Source organism: Vreelandella gomseomensis, from assembly GCF_031451645.1.
GTDB lineage: Bacteria > Pseudomonadota > Gammaproteobacteria > Pseudomonadales > Halomonadaceae > Vreelandella > Vreelandella gomseomensis.
Genome location: NZ_JARWAI010000010.1, coordinates 69,736 through 92,817, shown reverse-complemented (window position 1 = coordinate 92,817; position 23,082 = coordinate 69,736). Strand labels below are relative to the sequence as shown.

The window sequence follows — 23,082 nt, the reverse complement described above, 5'->3', positions numbered from 1 at the left end:
CTCAGCGCAGTCCTTGTCAGCGCCAAGCATGCCCGAGAATAATCAATCATACTAGGCGTTGTAGCGACGCTGCCTGCTCGTTTTGCATTATCAGCGCAGCAGGTGTGTCAGCAGGGCCAGGTGGGCCAGCACCACGCCGACCGTCAACACGCTGCGCAGCAGCCAGTACCAGCGCGGCCACCCATGGCGACCAAGGTCATACGCCCACATGAAAACGAAGCCGAGGCCCAGTATGACAAGCCCCCACAGGGCAGGCAGCAATAAGGCCGGCCAGGCGATCAGACTGGGCAACATGGCGATCATCAGCCGCCCTCGTTGACCCGGTTCGGCGCGCTGGAGTGCGGCGCCCCAGTGGGTACCGCCCAGAAACGAAAGAATCACCGCACTATAGGCCAAGAACGCCTTGACTGCCGTTGCCTGCCAGGTGATGGGCCCCCATCCTGATAAGCCAAGCGTCAACGCAAAGGGCACAAGCCCTGCCAGTCCCAATAGCCATGCGATTCGCCGGTCGCTCATTGATACCCTCATTACTTATTACTTACTCGCCGGTTTGTTCCAGTTGGGCCTCACCGATCAGCCAACGTTGCCATGCCTCGGGCTCCACACGCGGCGCCATGTACGTCTCGGGCGCCACCCGCCAGGGCTGCTGCCGATCCAGGCCAACGGGTAGAGTATCCAGCTCTGGCAGCCAGTGAGCAACGTAAAGCCCTTTGGGGTCGTAGTGGCCCGCCTGCTTCAACACGTTGAAATAGCGATCCTGGCGCGGGTCGCGGCCGACTCCGGCAATATAGCGCCAGTTGCCCCAGTTGCTGGCAACATCATAGTCAATCAGGCAGTGCTCGAACCAGGCCGCGCCCAGGCGCCAGTCCACGCCCAGGTCCTTGACCAGAAAGCTGGCGACGTTCTGTCGGGCGCGGTTGGAGATCCAGCCGGTGCTGCTGAGTTCCAGCATGGCGGCGTCGATAAACGGCACCCCGGTGTTGGCCTGGCGCCAGGCGTCAAAATCTGCGTTGACGGGAGGTAGCCAGGCATCGCCGAACAGCGCCTTGCCTTCCAACCGGGCGGCGCGCAGGAAATACTCACGCCACAGCAGTTCAAAGCCGATCCAGTAGCTGGACTCGCTGCTGCCGTGCTCCGCTTCCCAGGCGTTCACTTCGTCATGCACCTGGCGCGCGGACAAGCAGCCTCGCGCCAGCCAGGGCGAAAACCGCGTCGAGAAGTTGGCGCCGAGCAGCCCATTGCGGGTTTTCTTGTACGACGCGGGGCCATGCTGACGCCAGATGTAGTGCTGCAACCGCTCCCGGCCGGCGGCTTCTCCTCCTACAAATGCCAGGCCCTGGCGCTCGTCGGGCTGCCAGGCGGCGCTGGTTTCGCAGACGTTGCACAGGGGGGGGAAGCCACGCGGTGCGTCGGGCCAGGCGGGCAGGGTGATCGGCGCGGCTTTGGCCGGCGGAATCACGCAGTGCTTCTCGACCTGGCGACGAAACGCCGAAAAGCTCTCCGGCAGTTGTGACGCCTCAAACGGCAGCGCGCTTTCATCGATCAGCCGACCGGATTCGAAACGCTCGAGGCTAATGTCGGCAGGCAACTGGCGCTTGACGCCTTCAATCTGCTGCGTCTCTTCCAGCCCCACGTGCTCGGCCACCCTGACGCTGCGCGCCTGCAGCTGCTCGGCCAGGGAAACCACCACGTCAGCGGGGTTACCGATGCGCACCAGCAGGTCACTCCCCCGCTGCAGTAACTCGCCGCGCAGCTCCATCAGGCATTGCCATAGAAAACGCAACCGCGCAGGCCCTATACGCGCTTCGTCGGACTCATCAAACAGCGGGGCCAGCCAGGCCTCATCCAGCACATAGAGGCAAACCAGGTGATCCGGCCTATCGGAAAAGTGCAGCAGGGGGTTATCTGTCACTCTGAGGTCGTCGTGCAGCCAGACGATATCGATCGTGCTGTTCATGCTCTTGTCTCCTCAGCGCGTTTTGCTATCCGGGCATCGCGCCGGCAGCGTGTGCTGCAATAGCGGACCTCATCCCAGCATCGCGCCCATTTCTTTCGCCAAGTAAATGGACGCTGGCAGTGAGCGCAGATTTTTTCTGGTAAGTGGTGTTGATGTGCCATGTAGACATTGCCTTCACCGTGGGCGGTGTCGCATAAACATGAACATCATACCTCATGTCGTACAATTATTGTACACGTAATGTCCCGTGCAACCCTAAAATACCCACGCGGTGTCAGATAGCCGAACGCCACCCGCAGGTGGCGCTTCATTCAGTGGCTACTGGCTGGTCGGCAGCCCCTAGGTTCGCGGCAACCAGCCCGAGAGCTCATTGTTGACCACTGCAAGCAACGCGTCGATGTGGTCGTCACGGTCATTCAAGCAGGGAATATAGCTGAAGGTCTCGCCTCCGGCCTCCATGAAGCTGTCATGAATTTCCTCCTTGATCTCTTCCAGCGTTTCCACACAGTCCGAGGAGAACGCCGGCGATAGAATGGCGATGTGCTTGTGCCCCTGCTTGGCCGATTTCTTTCCCCTTGAGCCCACTAACTATCAATTCATTGCCATCATGGCTTCACAAAAGCGCTTTAAGATTGTATAAAATATAAAAAAGACAATCGACGAATATCCTATCACTGAAAATCTGGCTATCGCACAACGACAAACCAAGGTGCTCCATGAAGAAAATCCGTGTCATCGACTCCCATACGGCAGGTGAACCTACCAGACTCGTCATGGAAGGCTTCCCCTCTCTGGCAGGCAAGACCATCGCGGAAAAATGCGATGACCTGAGGCAGCATCACGATCAATGGCGGCGCGTCAGCATGCTGGAACCCCGCGGGCATGATGTGTTGGTAGGTGCTCTGTATTGTGAACCGGTATCACCCGGAGCCACCTGTGGCGTTATCTTTTTCAACAATACCGGATACTTAGGTATGTGCGGTCACGGCACCATTGGCCTAGTGGCGTCGTTATATCATTTGGGGGTTATCACTCCAGGCGAGCATTACATTGACACCACAGTGGGGCCTGTGAGTGCAACGCTTCATGAAGATGGCGCCGTCACCGTACGCAACGTGCCAGCCTATCGTTACCGTCGTGAAGTCTCCGTCGATGTGCCGGGCTATGGCGTCGTCCATGGAGATATCGCATGGGGAGGCAACTGGTTTTTCCTTATCAGTGACCATGGGCAGTCGCTACGACTCGACAATGTAGAAGCTTTAACCGCTTTCACTTGGGCAGTGCGTCAAGGCCTTGAAGCAGCATCCATTACCGGCGCAAATCAAGGCTTGATCGACCATATCGAACTCTTCGCGGATGACCCAGAGGCGGATAGCCGCAATTTTGTACTCTGCCCAGGTAAAGCCTATGACCGCTCACCTTGCGGCACCGGTACAAGTGCAAAGCTCGCCTGCCTGGCCGCAGACAGCAAGCTGCCACCCCATACCACCTGGCGGCAGGCAAGCATTTGCGGCAGTCAATTCGAAGCTTATTACGAGTGGGAAGGCGAGCAAATTCGCCCCTATATCAAAGGACACGCTTACCTCAGTGCAGACGCCACCTTACTTATTGATGAACAGGATCCCTTCGCATGGGGGATTACCTCATGAGACGCCCTTAACCTGACCAAGCCAATCAGGACGTCGTCACACAGCTTTAAACACCCAGCGCCGACACGCCAAGCTCAAACAAGGCGCTGAATCAGTAGCATGCAACACCTATCAATCACCTATCCGAAAAGGAAAGCACGACAATGAACGACCAAATTTTTACCGGATGCATACCCGCGCTAATGACCCCCTGCAACGCCGACCGGCAGCCTGATTTTGACGCCCTGGTCGCCAAAGGACGTGAATTAATCGAAACCGGCATGAGTGGTGTCGTGTATTGCGGCTCGATGGGCGACTGGCCTCTGTTAAGTGAAGCACAACGCCAAGAAGGCGTCGAACGCCTTGTTAAAGCCGGTATTCCCACTATCGTCGGGACCGGTGCAGTCAATAGCAAAGAAGCTATCTCCCATGCTGACCATGCCGCCAGAGTCGGCGCTCAAGGGCTAATGGTAATTCCACGGGTACTGTCACGTGGCACGTCGGTGGCCGCCCAAAAAGCCCATTTCTCGGCGATATTGCAAGCTGCGCCGGACCTGCCTGCGGTTATTTACAACAGCCCCTATTACGGTTTTGCCACCCGCGCCGATCTATTCTTCGCACTACGTGACCAGCACCCCAACTTAATCGGCTTTAAAGAGTTCGGCGGTGCCGATGATCTACGCTACGCAGCTGAAAACATTACCTCCCAGGACGATAAAGTGACGCTTATGGTGGGTGTCGATACCACCGTTTTTCATGGCTTCGTAAATTGCGGCGCCACAGGTGCGATCACAGGCATTGGCAACGCCCTTCCACGCGAAGTCCTGCATCTTGTATCACTGAGTAAAAAAGCCGCCCAAGGTGACGTTGAGGCTCGTCGTCAAGCCAAAGAGCTTGAGGATGCGCTAAGCGTACTTTCCTCCTTTGATGAAGGGGCAGACCTCGTCCTGTACTACAAACATCTGATGGTACTTAACGGTGATACTGAATACGCATTGCACTTTAATGAAACCGACCAGTTAAGCGATGCCCAACGCCACTATGTAGAAACTCAATATGATTTATTCCGTCGCTGGTACGCAGAGTGGTGCGAATCCCTGAGTAACTAAAACAATGCGGAATACGCTCTCGACACTCACCAAGGAGACGACCATGACCCTTGAAGGCAAGATGTTGATTGGCCAACAAGCCATTCGTGGCCAGCGTGATGCCATTTTCGCCATCAATCCAGCCACCAACCACCGTCTTGAACCGGCCTACCCCGGCGGGACGCAAGAAGATGTTGATATCGCGTGCCAACTCGCCTGGGACGCCTTCGATATCTACCGTGAAATTCCCTTGACCGATCGGGCCAATTTTCTTGAAACCATCGCCGATAATATCGAATCACTTGGCGACGAGCTGATTGACCGTGCCGTAGAAGAAACAGGGTTACCACACGCCCGAATTCAAGGCGAACGCGGGCGCACCTGCCAGCAATTGCGCCTGTTTGCCAAAACCGTCCGCGCCGGTGAATGGCTTGACGTACGCATTGATAACGCCATTCCAGAACGCCACCCTTTACCTCGAGCTGACCTTCGTCAACGCCATATTGCCCTAGGCCCCGTTGTCGTTTTTGGTGCTAGCAACTTTCCACTGGCTTTCTCAGTAGCGGGAGGAGACACCGCCTCGGCGCTTGCGGCTGGGTGCCCGGTGATTGTGAAAGCCCATTCTGCTCACCCTGGCACCAGTGAGCTGGTTGGGCGAGCGATACAATCAGCCATTGCTCAAAGCGGCCTACCGGAGGGGGTCTTTTCCCTTATCTTTGGCTCTGGTCGCGAAGTTGGCCATGCCCTAGTCACCCATCCGACTATTAAAGCCGCCGGTTTCACAGGATCGCAGAGCGGCGGATTAGCGCTATGGCGAGCGGCCCAGTCGCGCGCCGAGCCCATTCCGTTCTATGCAGAAATGAGTTCAATCAATCCGGTTTTTCTACTGCCGGAGGCACTTAAATCGAGGGGAGCTACGCTAGGTGAAGCCTTTATCGGCTCCATGAACATGGGGGCGGGTCAATTTTGCACCAACCCAGGATTAGTGATCGCGGTCCAGGGTCCAGAGCTCGATACGTTCATCAGCGCCGCGAAGCACGCGCTGGAGGGTAGCGAAGCACAGACAATGCTCACGCCAGGTATTCATGAGGCCTATGAGGCTAGCTTAAAAACGCTTTCTACCAGCAAAGCCCAGGAAGTTGCGCGTGGACAGAACGAGCAAGGCCCCAACCAGTGTCGGCCAGGTCTGTTCATGACCTCCGCCACTGACTTTTTAGCCGATGAAACACTACAAGCTGAAGTGTTTGGTGCAACATCACTTATTGTGGCCTGCCAAAACGAAGCCGAACGCCGCCATGTGGCCGAACACCTAGAGGGCCAATTAACAGCAACGCTACACATGGAAGACGACGATACTGAAGTCGCGCGTGCCCTGTTGCCGGTACTCGAACGAAAAGCCGGACGGATACTGGTCAACGGATGGCCGACCGGCGTCGAGGTATGTGATGCAATGGTTCACGGAGGCCCCTTCCCAGCGACATCAGATGCGCGAACCACCTCGGTTGGGACTGCAGCCATTTTCAGATTTCTGCGCCCCATCTGTTATCAAGACTTACCTGCCGAATTGTTGCCCGATGCGCTTGCGGACGATAATCCCTTGGCGCTCAACCGTCTTGTAGATGGGCAGCGCCCCATAAAATAAACACTCTCCTAGCCGTTCTTCCCAGCTACGCGGAGAGCGGCTACCCCCACCACTAACGACTCACATATCCAACTGGGTCTTATATACGCCATCTCTAATTAGTGATATTTCAAACAAGCCATTCTGCAACCATAGACACCCGGCGCATTTTGTATAAAATGTGCAAACATTATTTTGGTAGATGTGGGGGCTATGGCTACGTATAAAACACGCGCACAATTTGTCGCCGACGACTTGCGCGGCCGCATTTTGGGCGGCGAATTCAAGGGCGGCACGCAGTTACGTCAGGACGCACTGGCCAGAGACTACGATGTTAGCCGTATACCCGTGCGCGAAGCCCTGTTAACCCTTGAATCGGAAGGTTTGGTCGAATTTTATGCCCATCGCGGGGCCTTCACCACTGAGCTCTCCGTCGCCAAAATACAAGAGTTGTTTGACCTTCGTATCCTGCTTGAGACCTATGTTTTCAGGCACTCCATCCCCAAACTGACAGAAGAAGACCTCCAAAAAGCAGACAATATACTGCGTAAATACGATGAAGCGTTAAATACAGGCGGGGAAATCAATAATTGGAGCGAGTACAACTACGCTTTTCACCTCACCTTATACGCGCCTGCCGAGCTTCCCGAAACGCTGGCGTTAATTAACCAACTGAACACCAAATCTGATCGCTATATCCGTATGCAACTCCTCTACACCCAAGAAATAGAGAAAGCTGAAGAGGAGCACCATGCCTTATTAGCGTTAGCACGCAAAGGCAATATCGATGAAGCCTGCGAACTATTAAAGAATCATATTCAAGAAGCCTGCGAGGCGATTGTCAGCCTGCTGAAAGAACGCACGCTCAATACAGAAGGTACCTAGGCTAAAGCCCCACGCATTTCGCTGCTACCACGAAATCACTGCAACTCACCTCATAGAAATCGCCACTTGCTGCTTATCTCTGAGCCATGCGGGTGGCGTTATCAGCTTCGTTAATTTGCCCTAACTGCGTTTCCTCCACATTCCTCCCCCCTGATATCTATCCCCTCACTACTCCCTCACCTACTCCCTAACCTACTTTCCGCCCTATACGTGTTGCACTCAAAAAATACATACATTATATTTTATACAATCGACAAAATTAGAAAGGGACGCAGCTTTATGGCACATACCTCTTCGCCTCCGCCCAATGTTGACGCCGAGATCGCCGTGGTCGGTGCCGGCATTATCGGGATAGCCTGCGCCTTGGCACTCAGTCAGCAAGGCTGGCAGGTGCTTGTTATCGATAAACAGCGCCCAGGGCTGGGAGCCTCTTTCGGTAATGCAGGACACATGGCAACCGAACAGGTATTCCCTATTGCCGATACCTCGATTTTGACGCGCCTTCCCTCCATGCTGCTAGACCCCATGGGGCCGCTACGTCTTGACTGGCGATATCTACCCAAAGCCCTTCCATGGTTTACCAAGCTACTTTTAAACCTTCGCCAAACTCCTTATCAAGCCAGTACTGCTGGGATTCGGGCGCTCAATCAATCCAGCTTATCCGCATGGCACCGACTACTCGATTCGATCAATGGTAGAGCATTGTTGAAAGAGGACGGCTCCTTTCTGATCTACGAGAACGAAGCATCCGCTCCAGAGATAAAAGCGCTGCAGTCACGAATGAACGCCCAAAACGTTGCGGCGGATCACTGGCAAGGGGACGCTATTAGGAAGTTCGCTCCGCAACTTTCCACCTCAATACAAGGCGGGCTCTTCTTCCCTGACACCGCCCATGTAGTCGACCCGTGGCAAGTGTCCAATGCGCTAGTAATGGATGCTCAGCGGAACGGCGTGCGGTTCATACAAGAAGACGTCCTTTCAGGGACGACAAATAGCCAAGGTGTAACGTTACGAACGGCCCAAACCGGGACAATACGTGCCAACAAAGTACTGATCGCTTGCGGTGCCCATTCGCGCAAACTTACAGCTTCGCTAACCGGTAACAAGGTGCCTCTCGATACAGAAAGGGGCTACCACCTGATGCTTCCCAATGAAAAAGCACGCCTTCCCGTCGCCATTACCTCTCTGGAACGCCGTTTTATCATGACACCTATGGAGGAAGGATTGCGTTTAGCAGGCACCGTCGAGTTTGCCGGGCTGGAGCGACCTCCCAACATAGAACGCGCATGGAAGCTCCATCAGTTGAGCCAAGGACTCTTCTGCTCCGACCTTGATATTACCGAGGCGAGTCCCTGGATGGGATTTCGACCTTCCCTGCCCGACTCTTTACCCATCATCGACTGCGTGAAAGACGGAAAAGTATTGCTGGCCTTCGGACATCACCATCTTGGCCTCACGCAAGCCGCTGTGACCGCAGAAATTATTGCCAACCTAGCAAGACAAGGAGAAACAACAGTCCACACGTCCAACCAATTGCCTGATGTATTCCCCTACCGACTGAGTCGGTTCACTTCTTAACCCTCGATACACAAGCCCAAAACAATCGTAGAGGAAACACTATGTCTTCATCTGTAACGCAAACAAGGCTCCCTAGCATGGTGGAAGTGCTGGCCGTCATGGTCGGCTTTATTGCCATCATGTTTGTCAGTATCAATGTGTTGCAATTACCCATTCAGTTGGCTCTTTTTGCCTCTTGGTTTTTAGTTATGGCTCTGGGTTTAAAACTCAAGCTTTCTTACGAGAACATGCAGAAGGGACTAATTGATGGCATACATAACGGTATGGAAGCTGTTTTGGTTCTGACCACGGTGGGGGCACTGATTGGCACCTGGATTGCCGGAGGGATCGTCCCTAGCATTATCTACTATGGCTTATCAGTCATGAATCCGCAGATTTTCCTGTTTGCTGCCTTTATTATTTGTGCTTTAACGTCACTTGCCACTGGTACGTCATTCGGGACCGTGGGAACAGCAGGGGTCGCGATGATGGGCATAGGTCATAGCTTTGGCATCCCGCTTCCCCTTGTGGCCGGTACGGTTATTTCTGGTGCTTATGTGGGCGACAAGATGTCACCGCTTTCCGACACAACCGTCATGACGGCCTCATTATGCAAGGTGGGTCTAATCGACCATATCCGGTCAATGATGTGGGTAAGCGTCCCCGCCATTCTAATTGCTTCCGTGTTATTTTTAGTGGTCGGCTTTTTCTACGTAGACGATAGTGCCGACACCTCACGGGCCACGATGGCCATGCAGGCACTTGAATCCCACTTTACCGTCAGCCCCTGGCTTCTATTGCCCGCTGCCATTGTCATTTTGTTGCTGACGCGTCGTTTCCCTTCCATTCCTGTCATCACCTTCGGTGCGGTTTTAGGAAGCATTTGCGCTTGGTGGGCCCAGGGAATTGCGCCCATTGAAGCGATTAGAATTGCTTATGTGGGTAACGCCATTGAATCCGATGTGGAATTCCTGAACACACTGCTGAATCGAGGCGGCATTGAGTCGATGCTCGGCGTTATTGCCCTCATCTTGTTTGCGCTTGGGCTTGGCGGACTAATGGAGCGAGTTGGTATTCTTCAGTCAATCAGCAACGGGTTCCTGCGTTGGGCCAACAACCCCGGCCGCCTCACTATCTCGACAATGCTCGGCGGCTTCTTCGGGAACTTCTTCGGGGGCGCAGCTTACGTTTCATTAATCACTGCGAGCACAATCACCGAAAAGAACTACGACAAGCAGGGAATTGATCGGCGCGTTCTTTCACGTAATACCGAAGCCGGTGGCACTATCACCACCCCCATGGTCCCCTGGACAGACGGCGGCGTGTTCATGGCCGCAACGCTGGGTGTTTCTACGCTAACTTACCTACCATTTCTGTGGTTCCACATGCTGGTAATTGCCATCTCCATTTTCTACGGTTTCGCTAATATCGCCATTTGGCGAACCCAACCTATTCCCGACGACGCGCCATCGGCAGGCACAACACCTTCAGTGCAAACCTCCTAGACAATCGTTAAATTCACTCCTCCCAAAACAAGGCCTGCGTTATCCAATCGATAACGCAGGCCTTTTTATGACGACATTCTAAAATGTCATTTACCTATATTGAAGAAAACCACATGGCTTATGGTCATAGTCACTTAAGTCCGCGGCAACCAGCCCGATAGCTCGTTATTGACGACGGCGAGCAGCGCATCAATATGGTCGTCGCGGTCGTTCAGACAGGGAATATAGCTGAAGGTCTCGCCTCCGGCCTCCATGAAGCTGTCATGAATTTCCTCCTTGATCTCTTCCAGCGTTTCCACACAGTCCGAGGAGAAGGCTGGCGACAGGATGGCGATGTGCTTGTGGCCTTGCTTGGCCAATTCAGCTACGTGATCGACGGTTTGCGGGCCGACCCACTTTTCGGGGCCAAACTGCGACTGGAAAGCGGTGTCGACTTCCTCCTTGGGCAGCCCCAGCTTTTCCCGCAGCAGGCGCGTGGTTTTCTGGCACTGACAATGGTAGGGGTCGCCTTCCAGCAGGTAGCGCTCGGGAACGCCGTGGTAGCTGGCCACCAGCTTGGTGGGCCGCGAGGTGAAGCCTGCGTACGCCTCCCGCACCGAATTGGCCAGGGCATCAGTATAAGCGGGATGATCGAAGTAAGCAGGCACGGTGCGGATGGACGGCTGCCATTTCATTTTCATCAGCGTGCGGAACGCCTGGTCATTGGCGGTGGCCGTAGTCGGTGACCCGTACTGTGGGTAGAGTGGGAAGAAGACGATTTTCTCGCAGCCTTTTTCCTTCAAGCGGTTGAGCACACTTTCGGTGGACGGGTTGCCGTAGCGCATGCAGAAGTCGACTTCCACATCGTCACCGTAGAGCGCTTTCAGGCGCTCGGTCATCTTCTCTGTCTGGGCCCGGGTGGTGGTGAGCAGCGGGCTTTCGTTGCGCTCGTTGTTCCAGATGCTCTTGTAGGCGTTACCTGACGAGAATGGCCGCTTGGTCAAAATGATCAGCTGCAAAAGCGGCTGCCACTTCCAGTTGGCGTAGTCCACCACCCGCTTGTCAGACAGGAATTCGCTCAAGTAGCGACGCATCGACCAGTAGTCCGTGGCGTCGGGGGTACCCAGATTGGCCAGCACCACCCCGACCTTCGCGCGGGGCACAGGGGGATGGTCGCTTGGGGCATGCGTTAGGCGACCTTCGCCCGGCTGATCCTTTGCGACTTGCTCGGTCATGACATTCACTCCTGCTGACAACGCCTGTTGAAAAATAAATCCTATCACTTTTCGGCACAACGGCGGCATAAAGTTATACTATTAACATTATTTGTACACGGTTGAGTCAATTTATGTCCAAGCCTTTGCTGCTGATATTGGGTGACCAGCTGTCGCAGTCCCTGGTGACCCTGCGCCAAGCCCCCGACAACGCCGTTATCGCTCTATGCGAAGTGGCCGACGAGGCTCGCTACGTGCCTCATCACAGTCACAAGCTGGGGCTGTTCTTCGCCGCCATGCGCCACTTTGCCCGTGAGCTTCGCGACAAAGGCTTTGAGGTTCACTACAGCGACCTCGACGATGCCGACAATACGCACTCGCTGATCGACGAAGCCGAGCGCCTGGCCACGCTTTACGGCTGCGATGAAATCCGCGTGGTGCGCCCGGGTGAATGGCGGCTGTTCAGCGCCATGCAGGACCGCCAGACCGGCGAGCTACCCTGGCGGCTCTTCGAGGATGATCGCTTTTTCACCACGCCTGATGACTTCAGCCGGTGGGCCCAGGGGCGCAAGCAACTGCGCCTGGAATACTTTTACCGCGAGCAGCGCAAACGCACCGGGCTTTTGATGGCGGACGGCAAACCGGCAGGCGGGCAGTGGAATTTTGACCACGACAACCGCGACCCCATCCGGCGCGACCTGACGTTCCCTTCCCCACCCGACCACCCGGTTGATGACCTCACCCGGGCGGCCTTTGACGCCGTTGAACGGCATTTTCCCGACCACATGGGGGATCTGGCAACCTTCAACTGGCCGGTAACGCGCCGCCAGGCACTGGGCGATCTGCGCCATTTCCTGGACCACTGCCTGGCCGATTTTGGTCGCTACCAGGATGCCATCAGCGAGCGTTCGGCGTTTCTGTTTCATTCCCGCCTGTCGGCGGCGCTGAATATCGGCCTGCTTTCCCCCCAGGAAGTCTGCCAGGCGGCGGAAGCGCGTTATACCGACGGCGCCGCGCCCATCAACGCGGTGGAAGGTTTTATTCGTCAGATACTGGGCTGGCGTGAATATGTGCGCGGCCTCTACTGGACGCAGATGCCCGGCTACAAGCAGCTCAATCAGTTGGGCTTCGAGCGCGACCTGCCGGCCTTTTACTGGGATGCCGACACCGACATGCACTGCCTCAAGCGGGCCGTTGAAATGACCATGGAGAACGGTTACGCACACCACATCCAGCGGCTGATGGTGACCGGCAACTTTGCCCTGCTGTGCGGGGTCAAGCCCGAGGCGCTATGCGACTGGTACCTGTCGGTGTACGTCGACGCCTGCGAGTGGGTCGAGCTGCCCAACACCCTGGGCATGGTACTGCATGCCGACGGCGGCCTGATGGGCTCCAAGCCTTACTGCGCCTCCGGCAAGTATATCGACAAGATGTCGGATCACTGTCAGCACTGTCGCTACTCGCCCAAGCAGGTGACCGGCGACGACGCCTGCCCGTTCAACAGCCTGTACTGGCACTTTCTGGCGCGCCACCGCGACCAGTTGAACCAGAACCCGCGCATGAAATTGATCTATGGATCCTTTGATCGCATGGCGCCCGACAAGCGCGCCGCGATCCAGCACCAGGCCGAGCAGTTTCTCGATCGGCTCGACACTTCCCCCGGCTATGGCCAGCCAGGCCATACCGCCGGCTATTATGCTTCGGAGAACACTTCATGAGCCGTTTTAAACCCCTTGACGCCAGCGCCCCCGTGACACTTTTCCACGATGGCCACTGCCCCTTTTGCCGCGTCGAGGTCAACTGGCTTGCCAAGCATCGGCATTGCGATCGCGTCGAGCTGGTGGATATCCAGAGCGAGGATTTCAACGCGGCCCACGAAAACCGCGAGTTCGAGGCCATGATGGGCCTGCTTCACGTCAAGGATCATCAAGGCAACTGGTATATCGGGATGGAAGCGAGCCGCGCCCTGTATGCCGTGCTGGGCTACCGGCGGCTTGTCTGGCTGTCCTGCCTGCCGGGTTTGAGAGGGGCGCTGGATATGGGCTATCGGTGGTTTGCCCGTCGCCGGGTGCGGCTGGGCCAGTGGTGGGAAAAGCGGGCTAGCAAATCATCGTGACAAACTTGACGTCAGCTTAGAAAACAAGCGGTACGCGCGAGCTCAGCGGAGCGCTGTAGTGGGCTTCGCGGCCGATCATTTCGTCGTGGGCGACATGCTGAACCAGATAGGCGCGGTGGATATCGGCGCGCTTGAGCTCCAGATAGATGTCGTCCAGGGCCCGAAACATCATCGGCTTGCCGCGCTGGGTCAGCATATGCCGCTCGCCCTCGACGTCTTCCAGCTCTACCTGGTAGAAGCGGCTGCCGGCGTGGCTGATAACGCGTATTTCAAAATTATCATGGTGGGCAACGAACGCCTTGAGTGACGTCATTTCCATGGTTCCCTCCTGGGTTTATTAGCGGTTCGATGACACAGCATGCCGCAAGCTCATGGCATTTTTGTTGCAGCGCTATGTCGTGACTATGACGCTGTTTCCCCAGGAGAGTTCCTCGGCACGCGCCGGCTATTGGTACTCGGAAGGGTCGATGGCCTTGCCCAGCGAATTGCGATCGATCCAGTTGCCCGCCTTGGTCTGCTTGTAGCGAAAGACCACCCTGTCGCCGACCTGAACCGGCAGCTCTGCGTCTTCCGTCTGGTAGCTGTACTTTTCGCCGTCGACCTCGATGTAGTAGCGGTAAAGGTCGGGCATGCCCAGCCACTCCTTGAACGGCCCTTCACGCTCGAGCGACTGCAGCTCGCCGCGCGCTTCTAACTTGGGTAGACGCTGACGATTGCCGCGCCGAAAACCACCTGCCATGTTGTGCTCCCGTTCTGTTTGCTGATTGGCCGGGCATTATACGAGCTTGCCGCCCATGCTCAAGCGACTAACCACTCACCTAGTCGCCGAAGGCCTCGCCATAACTATCTGGCGCCAAATCTTCAAAGCGTGTATAGCGGCCGATAAAGGCCATGTGCACGGTACCAATGGGCCCGTTACGCTGCTTGCCGATAATCAGTTCGGCAATGCCCTGGTTATCGGGATTATCGGGGTTGTAGACCTCGTCGCGGTAAACAAAGGCGATAACGTCTGCATCCTGCTCAATCGCTCCGGATTCCCTCAGATCCGACATGACCGGGCGCTTGTTGGGACGCTGCTCGAGCGAGCGGTTGAGCTGCGACAGCGCCACCACCGGGCAGTTGAATTCCTTGGCCAGCCCCTTCAATGAACGCGAGATCTCGGAGATCTCACCGGTGCGGTTTTCGGAAAACCCGGCGATCTGCATCAGCTGCAGATAGTCGATCATGATCAACGCCATGTTGCCGTGCTCGCGCACCACGCGGCGAATACGCGAGCGCATTTCGTTGGGCGACAGCGCCGCAGTGTCATCGATGAACAGCTGCTTGTCTTTCAGCAAATTGACCGCCGACGTCAGGCGCGGCCAGTCTTCGTCTTCCAGCTGGCCGGTACGCACCCGAGTCTGGTCGATACGCCCAAGCGAAGACAGCATCCGCAGCATCAGCGATTCCGCGGGCATCTCCATGGAAAACACCATCACCGGCTTGTCGCTGGAAATGACCGCGTGCTCGACCAGGTTCATGGCGAAGGTGGTGTTATGAACACAGATATCTTCCGCCACAAAATTATGTGTATCGTCTACCGTCAAGTCGTAGACCTGCTGCATGCCGAGCGGCTCAATGGCGACGACTTCATCCCAATAAACATCGGATGACGCTAGATGGTCGAGATAAACGTCTCCCCCGAGCAGATGGGCAAACGCGGCAGCCCGGTGACGCGATAGACAGCGCTCGCTTCGACCTGACAAATGTGGGTTATAACCCACCGGCAAGGGGTCACCCACTTGCGCAAACAGCTCGCGCCAGGAACGCTCGCCTTTCCTGGCCAGCACATAGCGATTGACCGACTTGGGCAAGCTATCGCGGTTACTGTGCGCGCGTTTTGTATTGAGACAGGCAAGAAGCGATTCTAATGCCTGCTCTTTGCTATAAATACCAACGTCCTGGATGAAACGTTTTTGGCTTGCCTGGTCAAGTATCTCAAGCTCCCAGGGTGATTGGCGCAGATTGGCATATCGATGCTGCTTCTCGCGGATTTTGCTCAAGATGCCAAAGCGGAGTAGCAAATGCTGTACATCGCGTATCAGCTCACGGCTTGATGATGCATAGCTGATGCGGCCTTGGCCATTTGCCTGCACAAAGGCGCTGCCATCACAGGCAAAAAGACGGTTTAGAAACAGCGCTAACGGCTGTTTAGGTAACCGAAATATGCAGTCTGGCATGCGCTTGTGCTGTGCCTTTTTGGCCCACACACCGTGCGCTTCAAGAAACTGCCTGACAGGGTTTGGCGCATTTTTAGCCACAGCGCTATAGTCAGCTTCAGCATTGTCCCTGTCCAAAGGCATGTTTAACGCCTCGCAGAGACGCATGTAAGTTGCCTGAGCAGGCACAGCGTTTCCATTGCACCAGGCACTCACCGCTGCTTTACTCACGTTGAGCAATGCGGCCAACGCCTCCCCGGTCATGCGCTTGGCCTTTAGTGTCTCGCGCAGTGTTTGTGAAAACCGCTCCCTCAAAGGGTGAAAGCGGGCTGCATCCCTGCTTACCCGCAAGACGGGTGCCCGTCCAGCCGCTTTGTCAGCATTTTCAACCAAACGACAAGTGACGCCAGGAAAATGGCTCACTGCTTGGGTAAACTCAGCGCGCAGTTCGTCGCTATGGTTGGTGAACATGGGGCAGGTTTGCGTTGTGCCCCCATCGGCCAACATAAACGCCAACATCTTGACTTGATGCTCAGGCATGGTCTCTTGGCCAAACACCGGTATTTCACGGGGCACCGCAATGCGCTCGCCAACGGCTATCTTTTCCAGCGGCTGCCAGCCATCACCGGTTAAAAACGGGTGCGTCAGCGTTGTCGCCACTTCTCTTCCTGTCGCCGTACGAACACGGAAAACGGGCTTTACGCCATCGTCGACAAACGCCGATGCATGGGATTGCTTCAGCTTGAAATCATCCGTTAACGTCAGAAGTGGGGCTTGTTGACGAGCCACGAGTTCATCAATCGTGACCAGCGCGCCAGTGTCTGGATCGACCAGACGCGACCCACTCATCAAACACTTACCCATCGAGGGCCTTCCGGCGATGATGACCAGATCCGACGGCTGGAGCCCCGAGGTCATCTCATCCAGGTCGCGGAAGCCGGACGACAGCCCCGTCATTTCGCCCTTGAGGTTGAAGAGCTCGTCGATACGGTCGACGGCCTTGGTCAGCAGATCACTCATGCCGATGGGACCGCCCGTCTTGGGGCGCTCTTCGGCAATCTGGAAGACCAGCCGCTCGGCTTCGTTGAGCAGTTCGTCGGCAGGCCGACCCTGGGGAGAAAACGCGCCTTCGGCAATCTGGTTGGCAGCGCGGATCAGCTTGCGCAGCGTCGCCCGCTCGCGGACGATATCGGCGTAGGCGCGAATGTTACTCGCCGAGGGCGTATTTCTGGCAAGCTCCGCCAGAAAGGCCAGACCGCCCACCGTGTCCAGCTGGTCACGCGCCTCCAGGGCTTCAGACAGGGTAACGACGTCGAGCGGCTGCCCCGACTCTGCCAAGTGAATCATCACGTTGAACACCAGGCGGTGTTCGTAGCGATAGAAATCGTCGGCCACCAGACGGTCGGAAATACTGTCCCACGCCTGGTTGTCCAGCATGAGCCCGCCTAGGACCGACTGCTCTGCCTCCAGCGAGTGCGGCGGCAGCTTTAGTGCTGCCGTTTCCCGGTCAGCGGGTGGCTGGTCCTGCATAGCAAGCTCCTTTCATCGCCCATGAAGGCGTCATCTTAGCCGCACAGGGCGCTCATCACTAGCGCGGCTCAACCGGCTAGCCATAAATAAAGGGCGCAGGGAATCCCCGCGCCCTTCAGGACGTTGATAGACGCGCAGTGTTTACTCTGCGACGACGACCACGCGTACCGTTGCGTCCACTTCAGCGTGCAGGTGAAGCGCAATGTCATACTCGCCGGTCTGGCGAATCGGGCCTTGCGGCATGCGCACTTCGCTCTTGGCCACGTCGATGCCCGAAGAGGAAATAGCGTCTGCCAGATCGCGCGGACCGATCGAGCCAAACAGCTTGCCTTCGTCGCCCGCTTTGGAGACCAACGACAGTTCGATGTCGTTGAGCTGTTCAGCGCGCGCTTCGGCTTCTGCCTTGCGCTCGGCCGCTTGGGCTTCGAGCTCGGCACGCTGGGCGTCAAACGCCGCAACGTTGTCTTTCGTTGCCGGTACTGCCAGGCCGTAAGGCACCAGGTAGTTACGACCATAACCCGGCTTGACGGTGACCTTGTCACCCAAGCCGCCCAGCTTACCAATCTTGTCGAGCAGAATGACTTCCATCTCGTAAACCTCTAGTCAATTGCTGCGGGCAAGGCGTGCGCGAATGTTCGCGAATGTATCTATCAGCCCCAACAGCAGCACAATGAGAATCGTGGGCCAGGTCGTGATCAGCAGCACATAAAAGGCCACCAGCCACAGCCCGTTCATCCCCTTTAATCCAACAACACCATGCACTAATGCAATACCAGCCACCAGCAGCGGAATCCATGCCAGCATCGCCAACGCGGAGATGCCCAACACCATGCTGACCACACTCAGAATAATCAGCACGATCAGTTCCTTGGGCGCTAAACGCAGCCCGTGAAACTCTTCGCGGAAGCCACCCGGGTTATACAGCCCGGCCTGCCAGCTACGCGCCAGTGCCAGACAGGCAATCGCGGCAAGCAGCACCACAAAGCCGGTCACACCGCCCACTACTAACCCCGCCAACTGCTGGGTGTCGTAGCCTTGGGCGGCGAAGTCGTCGAGCATCTGATCGACTTCCTGGGATCCCTGGCGTAGCTGTTCGAGCATCTGCTCGGTACCGGCCGGCGGGCTGAAAATGCCCAGCTGCACCATCACGGCGGCGGCAATCGCGCCAAGGATCAGCGCTTCGCTCCAGCGCATGCGCTCGCGCAGCACAACGGCCATCAGTGTCACCAGCAAGATACTGGCTAACGGAATCACATCGCCCTGCACCCACCACAAACCGGCGGGCAGCGCTGCCGCCACGGTCACGGGTAGCGCCTGGGCAAACCCTCGGCGCAGCGTCACCAATGCGCTGATGGCCGCACCCAGCCAGAACAGCCAGGGCACGAACGTGGCCAAGGCTGCCCCGCCTGCGGCGTAGGGCGTCCCGCGCATCAACCACCGCGCCAGTGCTAGCATCACGTTAAACGCTTACTGGTGGCTGTCGGAATAGGGCAGCAGCGCCAGGTAGCGCGAACGTTTGATAGCCGTTGCCAGCTGACGCTGGTAGCGTGCTTTGGTGCCGGTGATACGGCTCGGAACAATCTTGCCGGTTTCGGTGACGTAAGCCTTCAGCGTGTCGAGATCTTTATAGTCGATCTGCTTGACGCCTTCGGCAGTAAAGCGGCAAAACTTACGGCGACGGAAAAAACGTGCCATGGAATAAGCTCCTTAGGTTACGTGGAGTGAATGCAATCAGGCAGATTCGGATTCAGATTCGGATTCTTCGGCTTCAGCGCGCGGCTTTTCTTCGCGACGCGGACGCTTCTCTTCTGCCGGCTTCATCATCGGCGATGCTTCGGTCACGGCTTCTTTACAGCGCACGACCAGGCTGCGGATGATGGCATCGTTGAAGCGGAAGATGTTCTCGATTTCGTCGAGCGTCTCACCGGTGCATTCAACGTTCATCAGCACGTAATGGGCTTTATGGATCTTGTTGATCGGGTAAGCCAGGTGGCGACGGCCCCAATCTTCCAGGCGATGCACAGTACCGCCGCTTTCGGTCACGAGGCTGGTGTAGCGCTCGACCATTGCAGGGACTTGCTCGCTTTGATCCGGGTGGACCATAAACACGATTTCGTAATGACGCATGGGATCTCCTTGCGGTTTGACAGCTTCTTATGCGCGGGCGCTTGGCAACACGACATAGAAGCAAGGAGTTGACTGAATGCCGTCGCGCATTGAGCACGTCAATGGCAGGGGCATCAAGCAGAACAACGACGTGTAAAGCCGTACGTAGCAATCGTCCATAAGGACGAAGCGCCCGCTTGCCAAGCAAACGGGCGCGTGCATTTTAGTGGGGGTGGGGTCAACTTGCAAGCTGACGCTGACGTACCGCCTCAAATAAGCAGATACCCGCCGCCACGGAGACGTTGAGACTCGAGACCTGACCGGCCATGGGCAGTTTCGCCAGATTATCGCACGCCTCGCGGGTCAGGCGGCGCATGCCCTTGCCTTCAGCGCCCACCACCAGCGCCGTCGGCCCCGACATATCGATGTCATACACGCTGGCGTCAGCCTCGCCGGCGGTGCCGGTTATCCACACGCCCGCGTCCTTGAGCTTGGCCATCGTCCGGGCCAGGTTGGTGACCTGATACACCGGCACGACGTCGGCGGCGCCGCAGGCCACCTTGCGCACGGTCGCGTTCAGTGGCGCGGCCTTGTCTTTCGCCACGATCACGCCGTGGGCTCCGGCGGCGTCGGCGCTGCGCAGGCAAGCACCGAAGTTGTGCACATCGGTGACGCCATCCAGCACCAGCAGCAACGGCGGTGTGTTCGACGGCCAGGCGCGCAGCTTGAGCCAGAGCGACTCTTCGCTTTCGGGCGCAAGCGGCGGGCAGAAGGCCACCACGCCTTGATGCGAAGCCCCCTGGGTCAGCTGGTCCAGCACGGCACGCGGGTGCTCCAGGATACGCGCCCCCAGACCTCCGGCCTGGGTCAGCAGTTCGCTCAACCGGCTGCCGGCCCCGTGCTGCACCCAGATTTCCCTAGGCGCCTCACCGCGCTCGAGCAGGCTCTGCAAGGCATGAACGCCGTAGACCTGATCCAGGCCATCCGGGGTGTGCGGGCGCTTGTGTGAAGCTGGCGACTTCATGCTCACCCCTTGTTCGGCGATGGCTTGCGCGGGCCTTTGCGCGTGCGCCGAGGACCACGCCGCGTATCGGGCTTGTCCTTGTTCGAACTATCTTTGTTCGAGCTATCCTTGGCCGGCTTTTGCTTGTCGCCCTTGCTAGCCGCCTTGGCGCCATCGCTCGATGGCTTTTTACGCGGCTGGCGGCGCGGACGCGGCTTCTCGTCGGCCAGGGCAAAATCGATCTTGCGGTCGTCCATGTCCACGCGGGCCACCTGAACGCTCAGGCCATCGCCCAGACGATAGGTGGTGCCGGTACGCTCGCCTTTCAGGCGGTGCTTTTCCGCCTCGTAGTGGTAGTAGTCCGACGGCAGCGAGGTGACGTGCACCAGGCCTTCCACGTAAAACGCATCGAGGCGGACGAACAGGCCGAACTGGGTGACCGAGGCAATGGTGCCGTCGAAGGTTTCGCCCAGCTTGTCGGACATGAACTCGCACTTGAGCCAGCTTTCCACGTCGCGGGTGGCGTCGTCGGCGCGGCGCTCGGTCATGGAGCAGTGCTCACCCAGCTCGAGCATCTGCTCGAAGGTGTACGGGCACCACTTGCTCGGCGGCTCGACCGGGGCGCCTTCAACCCGCAACACGGTATTGGTCTGGCGCGGCCCGCGAATCACCGAGCGAATCGCCCGGTGCACCAGCAGGTCGGGGTAGCGGCGAATCGGCGAGGTAAAGTGCGCGTAGGCCTGATAGGCCAGACCGAAGTGGCCTTCGTTCTGGGGCGAGTACACGGCCTGGTTCATCGAACGCAGCATGACGGTCTGGATGATATCGAAATCGGGCCGGTCGGTGATGGTCTCGCGCAGCGCCTGATAATCCTGGGGCGTGGGCATGTCACCGCCGCCCACCGAAAGCCCCAGCTCATTGAGGAACAGGCGCAGCTTGTCGAGCCGCTCGGGGGTCGGTCGTTCGTGGATACGATACAGCGCCGGCAGGTCGTGCTTGTCCAGGAAGCGGGCGGTGGCCACGTTGGCGGCCAGCATGCACTCTTCGATCATCTTGTGCGCGTCGTTACGGCTGCGCGGCACGATCTTGTCGATCTTGCGCTCGTCGTTGAAGATGATCGCCGTTTCGGTGGTATCGAAGTCGATCGCCCCGCGCTCTTCCCGCGCCTGGCGAAGCAGGGTGTACAGTTCGTGGAGATTTTCCAGCGGCTGAACCAGCCCGGCATGCTCTTCACGCAGCGCCTTGCCTTCCTCGTTACCCTCCTCGAGCATCGCCGCCACCTTGTTGTAGGTGAGGCGTGCATGGGAGTTCATCACCGCTTCGTAGAAACGGTAGCGGCTGATGGCGCCCGTCTTCGAGATATTCATCTCGCAGACCATGACCAGGCGGTCGACATGCGGATTGAGCGAGCAGAGCCCGTTGGAGAGCAGCTCAGGCAGCATGGGCACGACCTGCCCCGGGAAATACACCGAGTTGCCGCGTTTGCGCGCCTCGTCGTCAAGCGGGGTGCCGGGGCGCACATAGTGTGATACGTCCGCAATCGCCACCAGCAGCTTCCAGCTACCCGACTTGGTTTTCCAGGCGCAGACGGCATCGTCGAAGTCCTTGGCGGACTCGTCATCGATGGTCACCAGCGGCGTATCGCGCAGGTCGACCCGGTGCTGCTTGTCGTCCTCGAGCACTTCTGCGGAAATCTCGCTGATTTGATCAAGCACTTCGGGCGGAAACTCGGCAGGAATTTCGTAGCTGCGAATGGCGATATCGATTTCCATACCGGGATCCATACGTTCGCCCAGCACTTCGATCACCTCCCCTACCGGCTGCGTGCGGGTCGCGGGCTGCTGAACGATCTTGGCGGAAATCACCTGACCGTCCTTGGCACCGCCGCAGGCGCTGTGCGGAATGATCACTTCCTGGGTGATCCGCGGGTTTTCCGGGATCAGGATGCCGAACTCCGGGGTATTGCTGCGATACACACCGACAATGGTCTGGGTGTTGCGCGAAATAACATCGGCAATGGTGGCTTCGTCGCGGCCGCGACGATCACGGCCGCTGATGCGCACCAGAACGTGGTCGCCGTGAAACACGCGGCGCATCTGGCGTGGCGGCAGCACCAGGTCAGGCTTCTTGCCGTCGTCGCGCAGCAGAAAGCCAAAGCCATCGCGGTGGCCGAGTACCTTGCCCTTGATGAGATCGAGCTTGTTGATCAGCGCATAGGCGCCACGGCGGTCGCGCAGCACCTGACCATCGCGCTCCATGGCCGCCAGACGACGACGCACGGCTTCGTGATGGTCTTCGTCTTCCAGGCCCAGCAGTCCGCTCATTTCTTCATGGGTGATCGGCTTGCCATACTGCTCCAGCGCAGCGAGCAGGTACTCGCGACTGGGCGCCGGGTTATCGTACTTGTGCGCCTCGCGCTCGGCGTGCGGATCATCACTCAATGTCCAGTACTTCATGCGACCAACATCCTTGATTGCGTTAGCGGGAGGCGTAAAAAAAGCGCGGACGAGGTACGTCTCGTGCGGAGGGTTTCAGCATTCACGAAGCTGAAAAAAGTCGTATTTTGTTTAATCATGCCAGCAGTATAGCGCCGTGGCGCCCATCACCCAACCACCTTGGCCATGATTCTCGTATCAATGCGTTAAAAACCTACGCGCACCCCTTGCATTTAACCACTACACGGGTATCATACGCG

General features: G+C 57.4%; 21 protein-coding genes and 1 pseudogene. 8 read left to right on the top strand and 14 right to left on the bottom strand.

The features are described 5' to 3' along the window. Positions 1-90 precede the first annotated feature (90 nt). From QC815_RS13685 to QC815_RS13670, 4 genes and pseudogenes are all read right to left on the bottom strand, one after another. Positions 91-516, bottom strand: coding sequence for a DUF3429 domain-containing protein (locus QC815_RS13685; RefSeq protein WP_230447416.1), 426 nt, complete (start codon positions 514-516; stop codon positions 91-93). Positions 517-538: 22 nt separating this feature from the next. Then, positions 539-1,957 (bottom strand): DASH family cryptochrome, encoded by a 1,419-nt coding sequence (locus tag QC815_RS13680; RefSeq protein ID WP_230447415.1) that lies wholly within the window; start codon positions 1,955-1,957, stop codon positions 539-541. Beyond that, positions 1,954-2,118: a DUF2256 domain-containing protein gene (locus QC815_RS13675; protein WP_230447414.1), complete on the bottom strand. Its 165-nt coding sequence runs from the start codon at positions 2,116-2,118 to the stop codon at positions 1,954-1,956. The genes QC815_RS13680 and QC815_RS13675 overlap by 4 nt, the downstream gene beginning before the upstream one ends. A gap of 178 nt (positions 2,119-2,296) precedes the next feature. Then, positions 2,297-2,518: pseudogene (locus QC815_RS13670) on the bottom strand (ferrochelatase); the annotation flags it as partial. Between the two features lie 155 nt (positions 2,519-2,673). On the opposite strand from QC815_RS13670, the gene QC815_RS13665 reads away from it, so the two are divergent. From QC815_RS13665 to nhaC, 6 genes are all read left to right on the top strand, one after another. Beyond that, positions 2,674-3,606, top strand: a complete 933-nt coding sequence (locus tag QC815_RS13665) for a 4-hydroxyproline epimerase (RefSeq protein ID WP_310540344.1) — start codon at positions 2,674-2,676, stop codon at positions 3,604-3,606. Between the two features lie 143 nt (positions 3,607-3,749). Then, positions 3,750-4,694, top strand: coding sequence for a dihydrodipicolinate synthase family protein (locus QC815_RS13660; RefSeq protein ID WP_310540342.1), 945 nt, complete (start codon positions 3,750-3,752; stop codon positions 4,692-4,694). Positions 4,695-4,737: 43 nt separating this feature from the next. Next, entirely contained in the window at positions 4,738-6,315 is a 1,578-nt protein-coding gene (locus tag QC815_RS13655; protein WP_310540340.1) for an aldehyde dehydrogenase (NADP(+)), read from the top strand. Positions 6,316-6,507: 192 nt separating this feature from the next. Further along, a complete protein-coding gene (locus tag QC815_RS13650) occupies positions 6,508-7,179 on the top strand; it encodes a GntR family transcriptional regulator (RefSeq protein WP_310540338.1) in 672 nt (223 codons plus the stop codon). 279 nt (positions 7,180-7,458) lie between these two features. Further along, the gene (locus QC815_RS13645) at positions 7,459-8,757 is read left to right on the top strand and encodes an NAD(P)/FAD-dependent oxidoreductase (protein WP_310540335.1); all 1,299 of its coding nucleotides are present in this window, start codon (positions 7,459-7,461) and stop codon (positions 8,755-8,757) included. Positions 8,758-8,834: 77 nt separating this feature from the next. Beyond that, entirely contained in the window at positions 8,835-10,241 is a 1,407-nt protein-coding gene (gene nhaC / locus QC815_RS13640) for a Na+/H+ antiporter NhaC (protein ID WP_310540333.1), read from the top strand. A 134-nt stretch (positions 10,242-10,375) separates the two neighbouring features. Here the strand turns inward: nhaC and hemH are convergent, their stop codons facing one another. Further along, positions 10,376-11,455, bottom strand: coding sequence for a ferrochelatase (hemH, locus tag QC815_RS13635; RefSeq protein WP_310540330.1), 1,080 nt, complete (start codon positions 11,453-11,455; stop codon positions 10,376-10,378). A 113-nt stretch (positions 11,456-11,568) separates the two neighbouring features. On the opposite strand from hemH, the gene QC815_RS13630 reads away from it, so the two are divergent. Together QC815_RS13630 and QC815_RS13625 are read left to right on the top strand one after the other, a co-directional pair. Next, the gene (locus QC815_RS13630) at positions 11,569-13,152 is read left to right on the top strand and encodes a cryptochrome/photolyase family protein (RefSeq protein ID WP_310540328.1); all 1,584 of its coding nucleotides are present in this window, start codon (positions 11,569-11,571) and stop codon (positions 13,150-13,152) included. Further along, on the top strand, positions 13,149-13,550 hold the full coding sequence (locus tag QC815_RS13625; protein ID WP_230447411.1) for a thiol-disulfide oxidoreductase DCC family protein: 402 nt from the start codon (positions 13,149-13,151) through the stop codon (positions 13,548-13,550). The genes QC815_RS13630 and QC815_RS13625 overlap by 4 nt, the downstream gene beginning before the upstream one ends. 16 nt (positions 13,551-13,566) lie before the next feature. Here QC815_RS13625 and QC815_RS13620 read toward each other — a convergent pair whose 3' ends face one another. From QC815_RS13620 to rnr, 9 genes are all read right to left on the bottom strand, one after another. Beyond that, positions 13,567-13,869 carry a DUF6482 family protein gene (locus QC815_RS13620; protein ID WP_230447410.1) on the bottom strand — a complete coding sequence of 101 codons (303 nt, stop codon included), beginning with the start codon at positions 13,867-13,869 and terminating at the stop codon, positions 13,567-13,569. A gap of 126 nt (positions 13,870-13,995) precedes the next feature. Further along, positions 13,996-14,289 (bottom strand): hypothetical protein, encoded by a 294-nt coding sequence (locus tag QC815_RS13615; RefSeq protein WP_230447409.1) that lies wholly within the window; start codon positions 14,287-14,289, stop codon positions 13,996-13,998. A 79-nt stretch (positions 14,290-14,368) separates the two neighbouring features. Beyond that, positions 14,369-17,278, bottom strand: a complete 2,910-nt coding sequence (gene dnaB, locus QC815_RS13610; RefSeq protein ID WP_268902780.1) for a replicative DNA helicase — start codon at positions 17,276-17,278, stop codon at positions 14,369-14,371. A gap of 141 nt (positions 17,279-17,419) precedes the next feature. Then, on the bottom strand, positions 17,420-17,866 hold the full coding sequence (gene rplI / locus QC815_RS13605; protein WP_230447408.1) for a 50S ribosomal protein L9: 447 nt from the start codon (positions 17,864-17,866) through the stop codon (positions 17,420-17,422). Positions 17,867-17,881: 15 nt separating this feature from the next. Continuing rightward, the gene (locus tag QC815_RS13600; RefSeq protein ID WP_310540408.1) at positions 17,882-18,733 is read right to left on the bottom strand and encodes a hypothetical protein; all 852 of its coding nucleotides are present in this window, start codon (positions 18,731-18,733) and stop codon (positions 17,882-17,884) included. Positions 18,734-18,745: 12 nt separating this feature from the next. Beyond that, the gene (gene rpsR, locus QC815_RS13595; RefSeq protein ID WP_085919816.1) at positions 18,746-18,973 is read right to left on the bottom strand and encodes a 30S ribosomal protein S18; all 228 of its coding nucleotides are present in this window, start codon (positions 18,971-18,973) and stop codon (positions 18,746-18,748) included. A 36-nt stretch (positions 18,974-19,009) separates the two neighbouring features. Continuing rightward, positions 19,010-19,405 (bottom strand): 30S ribosomal protein S6, encoded by a 396-nt coding sequence (rpsF, locus tag QC815_RS13590; RefSeq protein ID WP_186255159.1) that lies wholly within the window; start codon positions 19,403-19,405, stop codon positions 19,010-19,012. A gap of 217 nt (positions 19,406-19,622) precedes the next feature. Continuing rightward, positions 19,623-20,408, bottom strand: coding sequence for a 23S rRNA (guanosine(2251)-2'-O)-methyltransferase RlmB (gene rlmB / locus QC815_RS13585; RefSeq protein WP_230447407.1), 786 nt, complete (start codon positions 20,406-20,408; stop codon positions 19,623-19,625). A 2-nt stretch (positions 20,409-20,410) separates the two neighbouring features. Then, positions 20,411-22,843 carry a ribonuclease R gene (gene rnr, locus QC815_RS13580; RefSeq protein WP_230447406.1) on the bottom strand — a complete coding sequence of 811 codons (2,433 nt, stop codon included), beginning with the start codon at positions 22,841-22,843 and terminating at the stop codon, positions 20,411-20,413. Positions 22,844-23,082: the final 239 nt, after the last annotated feature.